Genomic DNA, 15,781 nt, shown 5'->3' with positions numbered 1-15,781 from the left:
CGCTGCGCCCCGGACCCCGCCGGTGGACGTGACCACCGCGTCCCTCGTGTCCCGGCTCCTCGTCGGGGAGCGGCCGCCCGGCTGAGCCGGGCCCTCAGGGCGCGGGTGCCGGGTCGCCCGTCGGGTCGCGGTCGTCGGCGGGGCGGCCGTCCAGGTCGAGGTCGATCGCCGCGAGCCCCGCCGCGAGCAGGCCCAGCACGAACCCGACCCTCGTGTGCGGTGCGACGACGCCGCGCTCCCGCAGCGCCTCGCCACGGCGGTACGCCCATCGCTCCCCGGCGACCGCCGCCGCCACGGCGAGGCCGACCGCGGCCAGCGTCCCGACGCCCACGGCGGCGACCGCCCCGGCGGTCGGCGCACCCGCCGCGACGACCGCTCCGGCGGTCGGCGCGGGGTTGTCGTCGGCGGGGTCCTCGTCCGGGGCGTCACGGCCCGCAGGTGTGGGGTCGCACGCCTCGCAGGGAAGGTCGTCGGGTCCGAGGTCGGGGCCGGCCGGGTCACCGGGCAGCGCCTCGACGTCGGCCGCGACGGCGTCGGCGAGGTCGCGCAGCCCGGCGCGCAGCTCCCGGCCCTCGCGCGTGCCGCCCACGGCCAGCGCGGTCGCGCCCACCCCGATCACGGACTTCGCGGTGGCGCGGGCCCACCGGGGGCCGACGACGTCCGGGACCGCGTACCAGGCCCAGGTCGTCAGTCCGGCCAGGGCGACGGTACGGGGGTCGGGGCGGCGCAGGGTGCTCACGGGCGGTCCTCCGGGATCGGGTGCGGTACCTCGTCGAACGGGGCAGGGGTCGCCCCGGTTCCCGGCCCGGACACCCGTGAACAACCCGTGAAGAACGTGATCTGCACCCGTGAACCCCGTCACATCTTGTTCAGTGCGACGCGGGGTTCCACGTATCTCCCCACCGTGCTTTGATGCGCCGGTGGAACACCTCAGGCCCTTCGCACCCCGCGCTTTCCAGTACGGGCTGGCGGCCTGGTCGTGGCTCGACCTGGCCGGCATGACCCCCCGGCTCGCCACCGTGTTCGGTGACGTCCTCCTCGAGTCCCTGGAGGGCTGGTGGTTCCTCGACACCGTCGAGGGCTCGCTCGAGCTCCGCTGGCCCACCGCCGTCGAGCTCACGGCCGAGCTGGACTCCCCCGCCGGCCGTCAGGACCTCCTGCTGGAGGACCTCGTGGTCGAGGCCGCCGCGCACGGCGTCTCCCCGGGCCCGGACGAGGTGCTGACGTTCATGCCGCACCCCGTCCTCGGGGGCCGGCTCAGCGCCGCGTCCGCCGTCCCCGTCCGGCTCGAGCTGGCCCTGCGCATGACCGGCGAGCTGCACCGGCAGCGGTTCGCCCCGGCACCGTCACCCCTCCTGCTCGGCCACAGCCTCCAGCACGCCACCCTCGCCCCGCGCTGAACCCCGGGACGTTCCCCGACGGGTCTCCGCACCCGACCGACCGCTCGCACCTGAGGTTCCCCTGAGCCTTCGGCGAGTCGGTACCGACTTGTGACCAGCACGACGTCTCCCCGGGATGCGGTCGGCCCGGAACTGACGTTGGCTGGGAGGCGACACGGATGAGGCGGACCGTGGAGGGTCAGGGGAATGAGACGCATGATGTGGACGGCGGGAGCCGTCGTCCTGGGAGACGGGATGCTCCTCGGGGCGTCCGCGGCGCTGGGCTGGATCGCCCTGGTGGTCCTGGCGGTGCTGGTCGGGCTGGGTGGGGCCCTGTTCGTCGCACGGAACGTCCCCGCGGGCCGCACACCGGCCCGCCCCGCCACCGTCACGCTCGGCGTCCCGATGCGGGAGGCCCCGGCGACCACCGAGACCGACGGCGCACCCGCGCTCGGCACCCCGGTGGCCGCTCCCACGCCGGTCGCCGCCTGACGACGACCGGCGCGAGCGGCGCGATCAGCGCTGCTTCTGCTCCTTCTTGCGCAGCGCCTTCTCGCTGACCGGCGCGTTCCCGGACGCCCGCAGCGCCTGGTAGTACGCGCGGGCCTCGTCCTGGCGCTCCGCCTCGGCACCCGAGGAGATCGCGGCCCGCAGGTGCTCCTGGCCGTAGCCCCACGCGTCGACCAGGTCGACGACGTGCGGCCGCAGCCGGCGCAGCAGCCGGTCCACGTAGCCCGTGACGGTGCGCGCCCGCTGGTCGGACAGCCGCCCGTGCAGCAGGTACCAGGTGAGGTTCCGCTCGATGACGGTGAGGCCGAACACGTCGCGCACCCACGTCATGACCAGGCGCGTGCCCGTGTCCTCGATGGTGGCCAGCGCCTCGGTGAACGCCTCCCACCGCAGCAGGTCGGCGTGCGCGCGGGCCGCCTCGACCAGCGCCGTCTGGTTCTCGTCGAGGATGCGGGCCGCCTCCGCCGGGTCCGCCTTGAGGGCCGGGCGCATCGCCTGGGCGACCTCCTCGACCATCGTCGCGACGCGGTCGGCGAGCAGCTCGCGCTGGGTCTCGGCGTCCCGCAGGTGCCCGGCCGCACGGCGCGGGTCGCCGACGTCCGCCAGCGCCTGCTGCGCCCGCCGCAGGCCCGTGCGGTGCAGGGCCGCCGACGTCGCCCGCTCGACGACGAACCGCGCCATGCCCGCCGGCGTGCGGGTCGCCCCCTTGACCTCACGGCCGTAGTCCGCGACCAGCCGCTTCGCGACGAGCTGCGCGAGCACCGTGTTGTCGCCCTCGAACGTCGCGTAGACGTCGAGGTCGGCCCGCAGCGACGTGATCCGGTTCTCCGTGAGGAACCCCGCGCCGCCGCACGCCTCGCGGCACTCCTGCAGCGTGTCGAGCGCGAACGCCGTCGACGTCGACTTCAGCGCCGCGGCCGTCGTCTCCAGGTCCTCGCGGCGCTCCGGGGTGTCCTGCGCGCCGGAGAAGACGTCGTCGAACAGGTCCAGCAGCCGCTCGTTCGCGAAGTGGCCGGCGTACGCCTCCGCGATGCGCGGGAACAGCCGGCGCCGGTGGGTCGCGTAGTCGAGCAGCACGACCTCCTCGCCCTGCGCCCCGGCGAACTGGCGGCGCTCGGCGCCGTACTTCACCGCGATCGCCAGGCCGAGCTTGGCGGCCGTGACCGCCGAGCCGTCGAGGGACACGCGGCCCTGCACCAGCGAGCCGAGCATCGTGAAGAACCGGCGTCCCGGGCTGTCGATCGACGACGAGTACGTGCCGTCCGGGGCGACCGACCCGTACCGGGCCAGCAGGTCCGTGCGCGGCACGCGGACGCCGGTGAAGTGCAGGCGGCCGTTGTCGATGCCGCGCAGACCGCCCTTGAGGCCGTCGTCCTCGCCGCCGACGCCCGGCAGGAACTCCATCGTCGCCGCGTCCCGGATGGGCACGTAGAAGCAGTGCACCCCGTGGTTCACGCCGTTCGTGATCAGCTGCGCGAACACGGTCGCCGCCGTCGCGTGCACGGCCGCGTTGCCCAGGTAGTCCTTCCACGCGCCCCGGAACGGGGTGTGGATGACGAACTCCTCGGTCTCCGGGTCGTACGTCGCGGTCGTGCCGATCGAGTCGACGTCCGAGCCGTGACCCGTCTCCGTCATCGCGAACGCGCCCGGCACCGACAGGTCCATCGCGCCCGGCAGCAGGCGGTCCTGCTGCTCCGGGGTGCCCAGGTGCAGGATCGCCGCACCGAACAGGCCCCACTGGACGCCCGACTTGATCTGCAGCGACGGGTCCGCCGCCACGAGCTCCGTGAAGCACGCCAGGTTGGCGCCCGGCTCGTCGAAGCCGCCCAGGCGCTCCGGGAACGCCAGCCACGACAGCTTGTCGTCGGACGCCACCATCGCGCGCATCTGCTCGAGCACCCGCTCCCGGTGCTCCGTCGGCGTCAGCGACTCGTCCTTCGCGTAGAAGGGGTCGCCCGCGCGGGCGCGGGCGCGGCGGCGCTGGTCGGGCCAGCGGCCCAGCAGCAGCTCGGACAGGCCCGCCACGTCGACGCGCGCGGTGGCGGCGTCGTCGGGCCCGGCGTGGTCGTCGTGGCCGGTGGCGGGTGCGGACATCGTCGTCATCAGGACTCCTGCTCGGTCTCGGGGGTGCCAGGGGTGTCGGGGGTGCGCCGGGTCGCGGCGTCGTCGTGGTGGAGGACGCCGACGGGTCCGGTCCACAGCCAGGTGGTGACCTGCTCGACCAGCTCGTCGCGGGTGAGGCCCTCGGCGCGGGAGTGCCCGAGCCACCACTCGCCGGAGCCGCGGACGAACCCGACGGCGCCGGACGCCCACGCGGCGGCCGTGGTCGGCGGGACGCCGGCGGCCTGCGCGAACGGTTCCGCGACCAGGGTGATCACGGAGTCGAGATAGGCGCCGAGCGCCTCGGTGCGGCCGTCGTCGGACTCGTTGCCGCCGATCGCGGTGCGCGTGACGAACCAGTAGACGTGCGGCGAGCTCTCGATGGTCTGGAGGTAGGTGCGCACCATGGCGCGCAGCGCCGCGTGGGGGCTGGGCGCCTCGGCCGCGGCCTCGGCGAGCCGGCGGTGCATGCCGCGCACCACGGCCTCGGCGACGGCGAGCCGCAGCCCGGCCTTGTCGTCGAAGTAGCGGTAGAAGATGGACTTCGACGTGCCGGCGATCGCCGCGATGTCGTCCATCGAGGCCCCGGGTCCCAGCTCGTGCACGGCCCGGCGGGCCTCGCGCACGAGCGCGGCCCGGCGCTGGGCGCGATGATCGTCCCAGCGGGTCGATCGTCCGTCAGGCCTCGGGCGCACCTGCTGCCCGTCCGTCGCGACCGTCATCGGCCACCCCCTGTGATCCGTCTCACGAGACTCACAGTATCAGGTACTGTGAGTACCACCTGAAATCGACCCAGTGTGAGGAAGCACGCCGTGGCCACTCGTCAGACCACCGCCGCGACGACGACCGGCGTCCGCGACGCCGTCGTCATCGGCGGCAACCGCATCCCGTTCGCCCGCGCCGGCAAGAAGTACGCCGACGCGTCCAACCAGGAGATGTTCACCGCCGCGCTCGACGGCCTCGTCGCCCGCTTCGGGCTCCAGGGCGAGCGCCTCGGCGAGGTCGTCGGCGGCGCCGTCCTCAAGCACTCCCGCGACTTCAACCTCGTGCGCGAGTCCGTGCTCGGTTCCGCCCTGCACCCCGCCACCCCCGCGTTCGACCTCCAGCAGGCGTGCGCCACCGGCCTAGAGGCCGCCATCACCGTCGCCAACAAGATCCGGCTCGGCCAGATCGAGTCCGGCGTCGCCGGCGGCACCGACACCGTGTCCGACGCGCCCGTCGCCGTCAGCGAGGGCCTGCGCCGCGCCCTGCTCGACGCGCAGCACGCCAAGACGTTCCAGGCCCGCCTCAAGGCGCTCGCCAAGGTGCGCCCCGCCGACCTCAAGCCGCTGGTCCCCGCCACCGACGAGCCCCGCACCGGGCTGTCCATGGGCGAGCACCAGGCCATCACCGCCGCCCGCTGGGGCATCACCCGCGAGGCCCAGGACGAGATCGCGCTCGCCAGCCACCAGCACCTCGCCGCCGCCTGGGACTCCGGGTTCTTCGACGACCTCGTCACCCCGTTCCGCGGCCTGACGCGCGACGACAACATGCGCCCCGACACCTCCGCGGAGAAGCTCGCGAGCCTCAAGCCCGTGTTCGGCCGCTCCCTGGAGACGCCCGCCACCATGACGGCCGGCAACTCCACCCCGCTCACCGACGGCGCCTCCACCGTGCTGCTCGGCTCGCGCGAGTGGGCGCAGGCCCACGACCTGCCCGTCCTGGCGAAGTTCGTCGACGCCGAGACCGCCGCCGTCGACTTCGTGCACGGCCACGAGGGCCTGCTCATGGCCCCCGCCCACGCGGTGCCGCGCCTGCTCGCCCGCAACGGCCTCACCCTCGCCGACTTCGACCTCGTCGAGATCCACGAGGCGTTCGCCTCCACCGTCCTGACCATCCTCGCCGCGTGGGAGGACGACGACTACTGCAAGAACGAGCTCGGCCTCACCGGCGCGCTCGGCAGCGTCGACCGCGCCCGCCTCAACGTCGCCGGGTCCTCGCTCGCCGCCGGGCACCCGTTCGCCGCCACCGGCGGCCGCATCGTCGCGACCACCGCCAAGCTGCTCGCGCAGAAGGCCGCGGAGACCGGCCGGCCCGCCCGCGCGCTCATCTCCATCTGCGCGGCCGGCGGCCTCGGCGCCACCGCGATCCTCGAGTCCGCCTGACCCCGGAAGGAGCCACCATGACCGACCGCTACGCCCAGGCCGTGAACTCCGGGTTCACCAAGACCCTCGCGAAGAAGCTCGGCCTGCCCCGCCCCGCGATCCTGCGGCGCCACCGCGCCGGGGACCCGCTCACCGTCGGGCCCGTGCTCGTCCTGGCGGACGCCGCCTCCAAGGGCGACGCCGACACCCTCGCCCAGACCCTGCTCGGGTGGGACCTCGACGTGCGCCGCGACCCCCACGACGACCTCCGCTGGGGCGCCGTCGTCCTCGTGCTCACCGAGGCCGCCGAACCCACCGCCGTCACCGAGCCCGTGCTCGCCACCGGCTCCGTCCTGCGCGCGCTCGCCGGCAACGGCCGCGTCGTGACGATCTCCCGCGCGCCCGCCGACGACGACACCCCCGCGCTCGCCGCCACCCGCCAGGGCGTCGACGCGCTCGTCCGCTCCCTCGGCAAGGAGCTGCGCGGCGGGTCCACCTCCAACGGCGTCGTCCTGACCGATGACGTCGAGGTCGCCCACCCGTCCGTCGTCGCCGCGCTGCGGTTCTTCCTGTCCGCGAAGAGCGCCTACGTCGACGGCCAGCTCCTGCGCGTCGGCCCGGCCGACGCCGCCGTCGTCGACGGCACGGGCTGGCAGCGGCCCCTGGAGGGTCAGGTCGCCGTCGTCACCGGCGCGGCCCGCGGCATCGGCGCGTCCATCGCCCGCACGCTGGCCCGCGACGGCGCCACCGTCGTGTGCGTCGACGTCCCCGCCGCCGGGGAGTCGCTCGCCACCACCGCGAACGCCGTCGGCGGCACCGCGCTCCAGCTCGACGTCACCGCCCCCGACGCCGGGCAGCGGATCCTCGACCACGCCCGCGAGCGCCACGGCCGCCTCGACGTCGTCGTGCACAACGCCGGCATCACCCGGGACAAGCTGCTCGCCAACATGAAGCCCGCGCAGTGGGAGTCGGTCGTGGCGGTCAACCTCGCCGCGCAGCTCCGCATCAACGAGGTGCTGCTCGCCGCCGGGATCGACGGCCTGCGCATCGTGTCGCTCGCCTCCACCTCCGGCATCGCCGGGAACAAGGGCCAGACGAACTACGGGTTCTCCAAGGCGGGCGTCATCGGGCACACCCGCGCCACCGCGCGGCTCCTCGCCGCGACCGGCGGCACCGCGAACGCCGTCGCCCCCGGCTTCATCGAGACCGAGATGACGGCCCGCATCCCGTTCGCCACCCGCGAGGTCGCGCGACGCATCCCGTCGCTCGCGCAGGGCGGGCAGCCGGTCGACGTCGCCGAGGCGATCGCGTTCCTCGCGTCCCCCGTCGCGGCGGGCGTCAACGGGCAGGTGCTGCGCGTGTGCGGCCAGCACCTGGTGGGCCAGTGACGGCTGCGCCCTGGCGGACCGGTACCGGGCAGGTGCTGCACGTCGAGACCCAGCAGACCCTCCCCGGGCTGGCCGGGCTCTACGCGCGCGGCGCCGCGGCGTCGGGCCGCATCGCGGCGGGGCGCGCCCTGCCGTCGCTGCCCGGCCTCGGGTCGGGGTCGCAGGACCCCGACCGACCGCTCGTGCTCCCCACCGTGGCGCTGCGCGTCTCCGGCGTCACCACGTCGGAGCTGCGCGGCCACCTGCGGGACTACCAGCGGCTGCTGCACGAGCCCGTCAGCGACGTCCTGCCCGCCGGGTACCTGCACGTCCTCGCGTTCCCCCTGGCCACCGCCGTCATGGTGCGCGGCGACTTCCCGCTGCCGCTGCTCGGCATGGTGCACCTCGCCAACCACGTCGAGATGCGCGGGCCGGTGCGCGTCGGCGACGTCCTCGAGGTGCGCGCGTGGGCGGAGAACCTGCGGCCCCACCGCCGCGGCGTCCAGGTCGACCTCGTCGCGGAGATCTGGCCGGACGGCGACGACTCCGGCCTGCCCCGGTGGCGTGGCGTGTCCACGTACCTCGCGAAGGGGTTCACCGCCCCCGAGCCGGACGTCGTGCTCCCGGCCGTCCCCGTCGACCCGGCGCCGCGAGGTCGTACCGCCGGTCGTGACGTCGTCCCCCCGGAGCACGACCTGGCGACCGGAGCCACGACGTCGCCGACGGACGCCTGGGTCCCGCCGCTGCCGACCGGCCGGTGGGCGCTCGGCCCCGGCACCGGCCGCGCCTACGCCGCCGTGTCCGGCGACCGCAACCCCATCCACCTGTCGTCGCTGTCCGCCAAGGCGTTCGGGTTCCCCCGCGCCATCGCGCACGGCATGTACACCGCGTCCCGCGCGCTCGCCGACGTCGGGCACGCCCGCGGCGACGCCTACCGGTGGACCGTCGAGTTCGCCCAGCCCGTGCTGCTGCCGGGCACGGTCGACGTCGCGGTGACGCCCGAGCTCTGCGACACCCCCGACGGGTTCGGCTACGTCGGCTGGAACGCCCGCCGCGGACGCCGCCACTTCCAGGGCGAGGTCACCCCGCTGTAGCGGCTGCCCGGCGCCGGTCCACGCTCGTCGGACCGGCGCCGGACCGCCCGCGACCCAGCGCGGACTTCCGCGAGTCAGCGCAGGATCCGCCGACTCAGCGCAGGATCCGGCGACTCAGCGCAGGATCCGCCGACTCAGCGCAGGATCCGCCGAGTCAGCGCAGGATCCGCCGAGTCAGCGCAGGATCGGGCGAGTCAGCGCAGGAATGCGCGACTCAGCGCTCCTGGCGGGCGAGACGGGCCTCGAGCCCCGCGCGGACGACGGGCCACTCGTCGTCGACGATGCCGTAGTAGGCCGTGTCCCCCACCGAGCCGTCCGCGGCCACCCGGTGCTTGCGCAGCACGCCCTCGGCACGGGCACCGAGCTTCTCGATGGCGGCACGGGACCGGACGTTGCGCGCGTCGGCCCGCAGGGCGACGCGGTGCACCTGCCAGACGTCGAACGCGTGCGTGAGCAGGGCGAGCTTCGCCGCCGGGTTGGTGGGGCCGCCCCACCAGGCACGGCCGTAGAACGTGTAGCCGATCTCGACGCGACACTGCGCGGGAACGTGCTCGTAGAACCGGGTCGAGCCCCGCAGCTCGCCGTCCGGCCCGACGACGGCGAACGCGTACGCACCGTCGGCGGCCTGCGCGGCGTCGACCACCGCCTCGACGTCTGCGACCGTGCGCGGCGGCGGGGACACCATCCCGAACCAGAGGTCGTCGTCGATCATCGAGAGCAGATCGGCGGCGTGCCGATGCTCGAGCGGTTCGAGCCGGATCCCGTGGGCGGTGAGTCGCAGGTCGTGGCGCACGCACCCATCTTCCCTGCTCGCCGGCGACGGCGGCATCGGGTCTCGTCCGGTGGCCACCGTGCTTCCCGGGCTCAGCGGGCGTCCCGTCCGCACGCCGCACACCCCGGACCCGGCACCGCTGAGTCGCCGAGTCCTGCGCTGAGTCGGCGGATCCCGCGCTGACTCGCACCCACCGACGCTGAGTCGCGCGGATCTGCGCTGAGTCGCGGGGATCTGCGCTGACTCGCCGAGTCCTGCGCTGACTCGCGGGGACGTGCGCTGGGTCGCGGGCGGACGGCGGTGAGCACGGCGGGGCTAGGGTCGGAGGATGGACGCCCTGCACGAGCAGACCGCCGTCGAGCTCCGGGACCGCCTGCGGGCGGGCGAGCTGACGCCGTCGGAGGTCGCGGACCACTTCCTCGCGCGCATCGCGGCGCGCAACGCCGAGCTGGGGGCGTTCTGCCTGGTCACGGCGGACAGCGCCCGCGAGCGCGCCGGTCGGCTCGGCGCGGGGCGACCTGCGGGCCCGCTGTGGGGGCTGCCGAGCGGGGACAAGGACCTGTGGAGCCGGGCCGGCGTGCCGACGGGGTTCGGGTCGCGGGCGCTGGCGGGGTTCGTGCCGGAGGTGTCGGACGACGTCGTGCTGGACCTGGACGCGGCGGGGCTGGTCAGCCTGGGGCGCACGACGGCGCCGGAGCTCGGGTTCCCGGCGTACACGGAGCCGCTGGCGGGACCCGTGGCGCGCAACCCGTGGGACACGTCGCGGGGGGCCGGCGGGTCGAGCGGCGGGGCCGCGGTGGCGGTGGCGGCGGGGCTGCTGCCGTTCGCGCCGGGGTCGGACGGCGGCGGGTCGGTCCGCATCCCGGCGGCGGCGTGCGGGGTGGTGGGGCTGAAGCCGTCGCGAGGGCTGCTGCCGTCGGGGTCGGGCATCGAGTCGGCGGGCGGGCTCGTGGTCAACGGTCCGTTGGCGCGCACCACGGCGGACACGGCGCTGCTGCTGGAGGGGATGATCCGGCGGCGGCCGGACGGCGGCGCGGCGCACCCGTTCACGCTGCGCGCGCCGGTCGCGCACGCGGGGGCGTACCTGGCGGCGGCGCAGCGGGGCGAGGTCGCGGGCCGGGACGACGACGGCGGCCGGTTCCGGCTGGGTGTGACGACGTGGTCCGCGTGGGAGGACTACTACGACATCACCGTCGAGCCGGAGGCGCGGGCCGCGCTGGACGCGGGCGTGCGGGCGCTGACGAGGCTGGGGCACGGGGTGGAGGACCACCGGTGGGACCCGGCGCCGGAGTACGGCGACGCGTTCCGCACCCTGTGGATGGCGGGGGCGTCCGCGGTCCCGGTCGACGACGACGCGACGCTGGACCGGATGGAGCCGTTGACGGCGTGGCTGGTGCGGCGCGGCCGGGAGGTGCCCGCCCGGGAGCTGGTGACGGCGCTGCGCACCCTGGTGATGTTCGAGCGGCGGCTCATCGCGGGGTTCGGCGACCTGGACGCCGTGGTGACGCCCGCGCTGGCGATGACGCCGCGACCGGTGGGCTGGTTCGACGCGGAGGACCCGGACCGCAACTTCGTGCAGCAGTGCCAGTACACGCCGTTCACGTCGTGGTTGAACGTGGCCGGCCTGCCCGCGGTCACGGTGCCCACGCACTGGACGGCGGACGGGCTGCCGATGGGCGTCCAGCTCGTCGGCCGTCCGGGCGGCGAGGCGACGCTGCTGGCGCTGGCCGCGCAGCTGGAGGACGTGCTGCGCTGGCCGGAGCGGCGGCCCCCGACCTGGTGACGTCGGTCAGTCGGGTGTCCCGGCGGCGAGGCCGCGGAGCTGGGTGCGCAGAAGGTCGACGGCGTCGGCGCCGAGGCGGTCGGCCCACCGGTCGGTGAGGCGGCGGCTGACGGCGGTGGCGGCGTCGCAGTAGCCGGCGCCGAGCGGGGTGAGGGTGACGCGCAGGGCGCGGCGGTCGGCGGGGTCGGGCGCGGTGGCGGCGTAGCCGAGGCGTTCGAGCTCGCGCACGACGCCGGTCATGGCCTGCCGGGAGACGCCGGCGCGTTCGGCGAGGGTGCTGATGGTGGTGCCGGTGGCGTCGACGTGCGCGAAGACGGGCACGTGGACGCGGCGGACGTCGGGGTGCCCCTGCGCGGCGACCTCGGCGAGCGTCGCGGCGACGACGGCGTCGGCGGCGGCGAGCAGCAGGAAGCCGAGGTCGTCACGGGACTGGGCGGCGAAGCGGGCGATGGCGTCCTCGGTCAAACTACGCAACCCCCTTGACAGAATACGCAATGCGGTTGACGATCATGGTCCCAGCCTACGACCTCGAGGACGTGCCATGATCACCGACCCGCAGACTCCCGCGCCCGGCAGCACCTTCCCGGCGCTCGAGCTCGTCGCCCCCGACGGCGCGCACCGCACCCTGTCCGACGTGCTCGACGGCCGCCCCGCCGTCGTCCACCTCATGCGGTCCGCCACCTGTCCCGTCTGCCTCGCGCACGCCGCGCACGTGCAGCGGATGCACGACGCCGGGGAGCTGGGCGGCGCCGCGTTCCTCCTGCTCGCGCCGGGCGACGCCGCCGAGGCGGCCACCGCCGCCCAGCGGGCCGCACGCCGCTCCCCCGTCGCCGAGGTCTGGGCCACGGGCGACGGTCACGGCGCGGCCGGGCTCGACAAGGTCGCCCTGCTCCAGCACAGCGGCACGTTCGTGCTCGACGGCGCCGGGACGGTGCTCGCGGCCCGCACGGCCGCGCTCCCGCCCGCGAGCTTCGACGCCGCCGAGGTCCGCGGCGCGCTCGCCGCGTTGCGCGACACGGCCTGAGCGCACGCCACGACGGGCCGGCGGGTCAGTCGGGCAGGCAGCCGACGGCGTCCTCCGCGCCCAGGGCGGCGGTGGCGAGCAGGCCCTCCAGCCCGGAGCCCTCGGGGACGGGGCGCGGGTCGTCGACCACGACCCACAGCCCGTCGACGACGTCGTACCGCGCGCGCGGCCCGTCCGCGACGAGGGCGGCGACGGCCGCGACCAGCCGCTCGACCTCCTCGCCGGCGGTGCCGACGCCGACGGACGCACGCACGGCGCCGCCGTCGAGGCCGAGGCGGGCGAGCAGCGGGTGGGCGCAGAACCGGCCGTCGCGCACGCCGATGCCGTGCTCGGCGGACAGGTAGGCGGCGACGAGGCCCGCGTCGCAGCCCGCCACGGTGAACGTCACGACGCCCACGGTGTCGGCGGCGTCGGGCCACAGGTGGACGACGTCCACGCCGTCGATCGCGGACAGGCCGGCGACGAGGCGGCGGCGCAGGGTGTCCTCGTGCTCGCGCAGCTCGGCGGGGTCGACCTCGGCGAGCGCCTGGCAGGCGGCGGCCAGCGACACGGCGCCGAGGACGTTGGGCGACCCGGCCTCGTGCCGGGCCGGGGCGTCGTGCCACTCGGTGGAGTCGGTGCGGACCCGCCGGACGGCGCCGCCGCCGGCGAGGTACGGGGTGCCGGTGTCGAGCCAGTCGCGGCGGCCGACGAGGGCGCCGCCGCCGAACGGGGCGTAGGTCTTGTGGCCGGAGAACGCGACGTAGTCGACGCCGGTGTCCGCCAGGGAGAAGCGGCGGTGCGGCACGAGCTGGGCGCCGTCGAGCAGGAGCCGGGCGCCGTGGTCGTGGGCGGCGGCCACCAGCGCGGCGACGTCGGGGGCCTCCCCGGTCACGTTCGACGCGCCGGTGACGGCGAGCAGGGCGTAGCCGCGACCCGCGGCAGCACCGTCGGCGAGCTCGTCGCGCAGCGCCTGGACCGTCGCGGCGGCGGTGTCCTTGCCGGTGACGACGGTCGTGTCGGCCTCCCGCTGCCAGGGCAGGAAGTTCGCGTGGTGCTCGACGTCGAGGACGAGCACGCGGCCGGGCGCGCCGTCGGCGGTCGCGGGGACGCAGCCGGCCAGCAGGTTGAGGGCGTCGGTGGTGTTGCGCACGACGACGGTGACGTCGTCCTCGCGTGCGCCGACGAACTCGCCGATGGTGCGGCGGGCCTGCTCGTACAGGGCGGTGGAGACCTGCGAGAGGTACCCGGCGCCGCGGTGCACGGAGGCGTACAGCGGGAGCGTCGCGGCGACGCGGTCGGCGACGGACTGCAGGGCCGGGGCGGAGGCGGCGACGTCGAGGTTCGCGTACGGGACGCGGCGGCCGTCGACGAGGGGGGCGAGGGTGTCCTGCCCGGCGACGGGCAGGACGGGGGCGAGGTCGGCGACGGTGTCGACCTGCGGACACGTGGGGGCCTCGGTGAGCGTGGTCATGACTGTCCCTCCTGGTCCGGGGAGGGGGCCTCCCCGCGCTTGCCCGACGCCGGTCGGCGTCGTGCCTGGTCGTCACCCGGGGCACCCCGCCGCGAGGGGAGGGTTGCCGGCCAGCGAGCCGGGGCTTCGCGCTGGCGCTCATGACCTGGCATCCATGCTGGGGTGCCGTCCGGACGTCGTCAAGTGTCGGGACGGGCATCTCACGATGCGGGCGATGAACGCCCGAACGACCACTCTGCGAGATGCCCGTCCCGCAGAGCGGACCTCCTGTCGTACGATCGCCCTGACCATCCCGAGCGGCCGAGTGACGTGGCACGACGACGCCGCAGCAACCCCGCGGGACCGGGCAGCGCCGTCGTCGGCGTCCGGGACGAGCTGGGTGCTACCGCCACGACCGATGGAGGAGTGCGCGATGACCGCGACCGTGCAGGCACGCCCCGCCGAGGGCTACGCCGGAGACATCACCCCGCAGCAGGCGTGGGACCTGCTCGCCACCACCCCCGACGCCGTGCTCGTCGACGTCCGCACCGAGGGCGAGTGGCGCCTCGTCGGCGTGCCGGACGTCGCCGGGCTCGACAAGCAGGTCGTCTTCACCCAGTGGGTGACCTCCGACGGCCGCCCCAACCCCGGGTTCCTCACCGAGCTCCAGGCCGCCGGCGTCACCGGCGACGGCCCCGTGGTGTTCCTGTGCCGCTCCGGGCAGCGCTCCATCGGCGCCGCCCGCCTCGCGACGTCCGCCGGGATCGCACCGTCGTACAACGTCCTGGAGGGCTTCGAGGGCGCGCCGGGCCTGAACGGCATCCGTGACCGCGAGGGCTGGAAGGTCGCCGGCCTGCCGTGTGCGGAGTACGCCCGATGAGCCGCGTCGAGATCCCCACCGGGCCGGGCGCGAACCCCGAGCTGCTGGGCGGGTCCGGCCGCGGCCCCCTGCCCGGGAGCGCGCGACCCGCGACGCTCGCCGTCCGCGGCGGGCACCGCCGCTCCGACTTCAACGAGACCTCCGAGGGCCTGTTCCTCACGCAGGGCTACGTGTACGACTCGGCCGCCGACGCCGAGGCCGCGTTCTCCGGCGACCACTCGCGGTTCGTCTACTCGCGGTACGGCAACCCCACGGTGCGCACGTTCGAGGAGCGGCTGCGCCTCGTCGAGGGCGCCGAGGCCTGCTACGCCACCGCGTCCGGCATGTCCGCGGTGTTCACCACGCTCGCGGCCCTCGTCTCGCAGGGCTCCCGCATCGTGTCCGCCCGCGCGCTGTTCGGCTCCACGAACGTCATCTACTCCGAGATCCTCGCCAAGTGGGGCGTGCAGGTCGACCTCGTCGACGGGCACGTCGCCTCCCAGTGGGAGGAGGCGCTGTCCACCCCCGCGGACGTCGTGTTCTTCGAGACGCCGTCCAACCCCATGCAGGACCTCGTCGACATGCGGCTCGTGTGCGACCTCGCGCACGCGGCGGGCGCCGTCGTCGTGGTGGACAACGTGTTCGCCACCCCGATCCTCCAGCGCCCCCTCGAGTTCGGCGCGGACGTCGTCGTGTACTCCGCGACCAAGCACATCGACGGCCAGGGCCGCGTGCTCGGCGGCGCGATCCTCGGCTCGGCCGAGTTCGTCGGCGGTCCCGTCGAGACGTTCCTGCGGCACACCGGGCCGTCGCTGTCCCCGTTCAACGCGTGGGTGCTGCTCAAGGGCCTCGAGACCCTCGACGTCCGGGTGCGCGCCCAGAACGCCTCCGCGCTCCAGGTCGCCCAGGCCCTCGACGGGCTCGACGGCGTGACCGGGGTGCGCTACCCGTTCCTGCCCTCGCACCCCCAGCACGAGCTCGCCCTGGCGCAGCAGTCCGGCGGCGGCACCGTCGTGACGTTCGACCTCGACGTCCCCGAGGGCACCTCCCCCGAGGCCGCGAAGAAGCACACCTTCGCGTTCCTCGACGCGCTGCGCGTCGTCGACATCTCCAACAACCTCGGTGACGCGAAGTCCCTCGTCACGCACCCGGCGACGACCACGCACCGCAAGCTGGGCGCCGAGGGCCGCGCCGCCGTCGGCATCACCGAGACCACGGTGCGGCTGTCGATCGGCCTGGAGGACCCGCTGGACCTCATCGAGGACGTCACGCAGGCCCTGCACGCCTGACGCCTCCGTCGACGCGGGGGCATGGTCGACGCGATGACCGGCCGGTCGG

The 15,781-nt window shown here is 75.4% G+C and carries 15 protein-coding genes and 1 riboswitch; of the genes, 9 read left to right on the top strand and 6 right to left on the bottom strand.

Going from position 1 to position 15,781, the window contains the following annotated elements:
- Positions 1-94: 94 nt before the first annotated feature.
- Positions 95-739 (bottom strand): hypothetical protein, encoded by a 645-nt coding sequence (locus ATJ88_RS02315; protein ID WP_098462433.1) that lies wholly within the window; start codon positions 737-739, stop codon positions 95-97.
- A 181-nt stretch (positions 740-920) separates the two neighbouring features.
- Here ATJ88_RS02315 and ATJ88_RS02310 point away from each other — a divergent pair, with 181 nt between their 5' ends.
- Complete coding sequence (locus tag ATJ88_RS02310) at positions 921-1,400, top strand: hypothetical protein (protein WP_098462432.1); 480 nt, start codon at positions 921-923, stop codon at positions 1,398-1,400.
- Positions 1,401-1,586: 186 nt separating this feature from the next.
- A complete protein-coding gene (locus ATJ88_RS02305) occupies positions 1,587-1,871 on the top strand; it encodes a hypothetical protein (protein WP_141538595.1) in 285 nt (94 codons plus the stop codon).
- 24 nt (positions 1,872-1,895) lie between these two features.
- Here ATJ88_RS02305 and ATJ88_RS02300 read toward each other — a convergent pair whose 3' ends face one another.
- Together ATJ88_RS02300 and ATJ88_RS02295 are read right to left on the bottom strand one after the other, a co-directional pair.
- Positions 1,896-3,992, bottom strand: coding sequence for an acyl-CoA dehydrogenase family protein (locus ATJ88_RS02300; protein WP_098462430.1), 2,097 nt, complete (start codon positions 3,990-3,992; stop codon positions 1,896-1,898).
- Positions 3,992-4,711, bottom strand: coding sequence for a TetR/AcrR family transcriptional regulator (locus ATJ88_RS02295; protein ID WP_098462429.1), 720 nt, complete (start codon positions 4,709-4,711; stop codon positions 3,992-3,994). Before ATJ88_RS02295 ends, ATJ88_RS02300 begins: the two co-directional genes overlap by 1 nt.
- A 90-nt stretch (positions 4,712-4,801) precedes the next feature.
- Here ATJ88_RS02295 and ATJ88_RS02290 point away from each other — a divergent pair, with 90 nt between their 5' ends.
- The 3 genes from ATJ88_RS02290 to ATJ88_RS02280 are packed head-to-tail and all read left to right on the top strand — an operon-like array spanning position 4,802 to position 8,573.
- The gene (locus ATJ88_RS02290) at positions 4,802-6,133 is read left to right on the top strand and encodes an acetyl-CoA C-acetyltransferase (RefSeq protein ID WP_245852068.1); all 1,332 of its coding nucleotides are present in this window, start codon (positions 4,802-4,804) and stop codon (positions 6,131-6,133) included.
- A 17-nt stretch (positions 6,134-6,150) separates the two neighbouring features.
- On the top strand, positions 6,151-7,500 hold the full coding sequence (locus tag ATJ88_RS02285) for a 3-oxoacyl-ACP reductase (RefSeq protein WP_098462427.1): 1,350 nt from the start codon (positions 6,151-6,153) through the stop codon (positions 7,498-7,500).
- A complete protein-coding gene (locus tag ATJ88_RS02280; RefSeq protein WP_245852067.1) occupies positions 7,497-8,573 on the top strand; it encodes a MaoC family dehydratase in 1,077 nt (358 codons plus the stop codon). Before ATJ88_RS02285 ends, ATJ88_RS02280 begins: the two co-directional genes overlap by 4 nt.
- A gap of 214 nt (positions 8,574-8,787) precedes the next feature.
- Here the strand turns inward: ATJ88_RS02280 and ATJ88_RS02275 are convergent, their stop codons facing one another.
- On the bottom strand, positions 8,788-9,366 hold the full coding sequence (locus ATJ88_RS02275; protein ID WP_098462426.1) for a GNAT family N-acetyltransferase: 579 nt from the start codon (positions 9,364-9,366) through the stop codon (positions 8,788-8,790).
- Positions 9,367-9,673: 307 nt separating this feature from the next.
- Here ATJ88_RS02275 and ATJ88_RS02270 point away from each other — a divergent pair, with 307 nt between their 5' ends.
- A complete protein-coding gene (locus ATJ88_RS02270; protein ID WP_098462425.1) occupies positions 9,674-11,128 on the top strand; it encodes an amidase in 1,455 nt (484 codons plus the stop codon).
- Between the two features lie 6 nt (positions 11,129-11,134).
- Here the strand turns inward: ATJ88_RS02270 and ATJ88_RS02265 are convergent, their stop codons facing one another.
- The gene (locus tag ATJ88_RS02265) at positions 11,135-11,593 is read right to left on the bottom strand and encodes a MarR family winged helix-turn-helix transcriptional regulator (protein ID WP_170023491.1); all 459 of its coding nucleotides are present in this window, start codon (positions 11,591-11,593) and stop codon (positions 11,135-11,137) included.
- Between the two features lie 76 nt (positions 11,594-11,669).
- Here ATJ88_RS02265 and ATJ88_RS18260 point away from each other — a divergent pair, with 76 nt between their 5' ends.
- Positions 11,670-12,152: a redoxin family protein gene (locus tag ATJ88_RS18260; protein ID WP_098462423.1), complete on the top strand. Its 483-nt coding sequence runs from the start codon at positions 11,670-11,672 to the stop codon at positions 12,150-12,152.
- A gap of 25 nt (positions 12,153-12,177) precedes the next feature.
- Here the strand turns inward: ATJ88_RS18260 and ATJ88_RS02255 are convergent, their stop codons facing one another.
- Complete coding sequence (locus tag ATJ88_RS02255) at positions 12,178-13,605, bottom strand: aminotransferase class V-fold PLP-dependent enzyme (RefSeq protein ID WP_098462422.1); 1,428 nt, start codon at positions 13,603-13,605, stop codon at positions 12,178-12,180.
- Between the two features lie 30 nt (positions 13,606-13,635).
- Positions 13,636-13,751: riboswitch (SAM riboswitch) on the bottom strand.
- A 266-nt stretch (positions 13,752-14,017) separates the two neighbouring features.
- Here ATJ88_RS02255 and ATJ88_RS02250 point away from each other — a divergent pair.
- Positions 14,018-14,464: a rhodanese-like domain-containing protein gene (locus ATJ88_RS02250; RefSeq protein WP_098465064.1), complete on the top strand. Its 447-nt coding sequence runs from the start codon at positions 14,018-14,020 to the stop codon at positions 14,462-14,464.
- Positions 14,461-15,732: an O-succinylhomoserine sulfhydrylase gene (locus ATJ88_RS02245; RefSeq protein WP_098462421.1), complete on the top strand. Its 1,272-nt coding sequence runs from the start codon at positions 14,461-14,463 to the stop codon at positions 15,730-15,732. The genes ATJ88_RS02250 and ATJ88_RS02245 overlap by 4 nt, the downstream gene beginning before the upstream one ends.
- Positions 15,733-15,781: the final 49 nt, after the last annotated feature.

The sequence above is a fragment of the Isoptericola jiangsuensis genome (assembly GCF_002563715.1).
Taxonomy (GTDB): Bacteria; Actinomycetota; Actinomycetes; order Actinomycetales; family Cellulomonadaceae; genus Isoptericola; species Isoptericola jiangsuensis.
Note: the sequence above shows the minus strand (reverse complement) of the source record. Positions and strands in the feature narration are given on the sequence as shown.

Bases quoted from the DNA above. Each gene is read 5' to 3' on its own strand.
- ATJ88_RS02250 (WP_098465064.1), top strand. From the start codon at position 14,018: ATGACCGCGACCGTGCAGGCACGCCCCGCCGAGGGCTACGCCGGAGAC.
- ATJ88_RS02300 (WP_098462430.1), bottom strand. From the start codon at position 3,992: ATGACGACGATGTCCGCACCCGCCACCGGCCACGACGACCACGCCGGG.
- ATJ88_RS02270 (WP_098462425.1), top strand. From the start codon at position 9,674: ATGGACGCCCTGCACGAGCAGACCGCCGTCGAGCTCCGGGACCGCCTG.
- ATJ88_RS02255 (WP_098462422.1), bottom strand. From the start codon at position 13,605: ATGACCACGCTCACCGAGGCCCCCACGTGTCCGCAGGTCGACACCGTC.
- ATJ88_RS02295 (WP_098462429.1), bottom strand. From the start codon at position 4,711: ATGACGGTCGCGACGGACGGGCAGCAGGTGCGCCCGAGGCCTGACGGA.
- ATJ88_RS02245 (WP_098462421.1), top strand. From the start codon at position 14,461: ATGAGCCGCGTCGAGATCCCCACCGGGCCGGGCGCGAACCCCGAGCTG.
- ATJ88_RS02305 (WP_141538595.1), top strand. From the start codon at position 1,587: ATGAGACGCATGATGTGGACGGCGGGAGCCGTCGTCCTGGGAGACGGG.
- ATJ88_RS02285 (WP_098462427.1), top strand. From the start codon at position 6,151: ATGACCGACCGCTACGCCCAGGCCGTGAACTCCGGGTTCACCAAGACC.
- ATJ88_RS18260 (WP_098462423.1), top strand. From the start codon at position 11,670: ATGATCACCGACCCGCAGACTCCCGCGCCCGGCAGCACCTTCCCGGCG.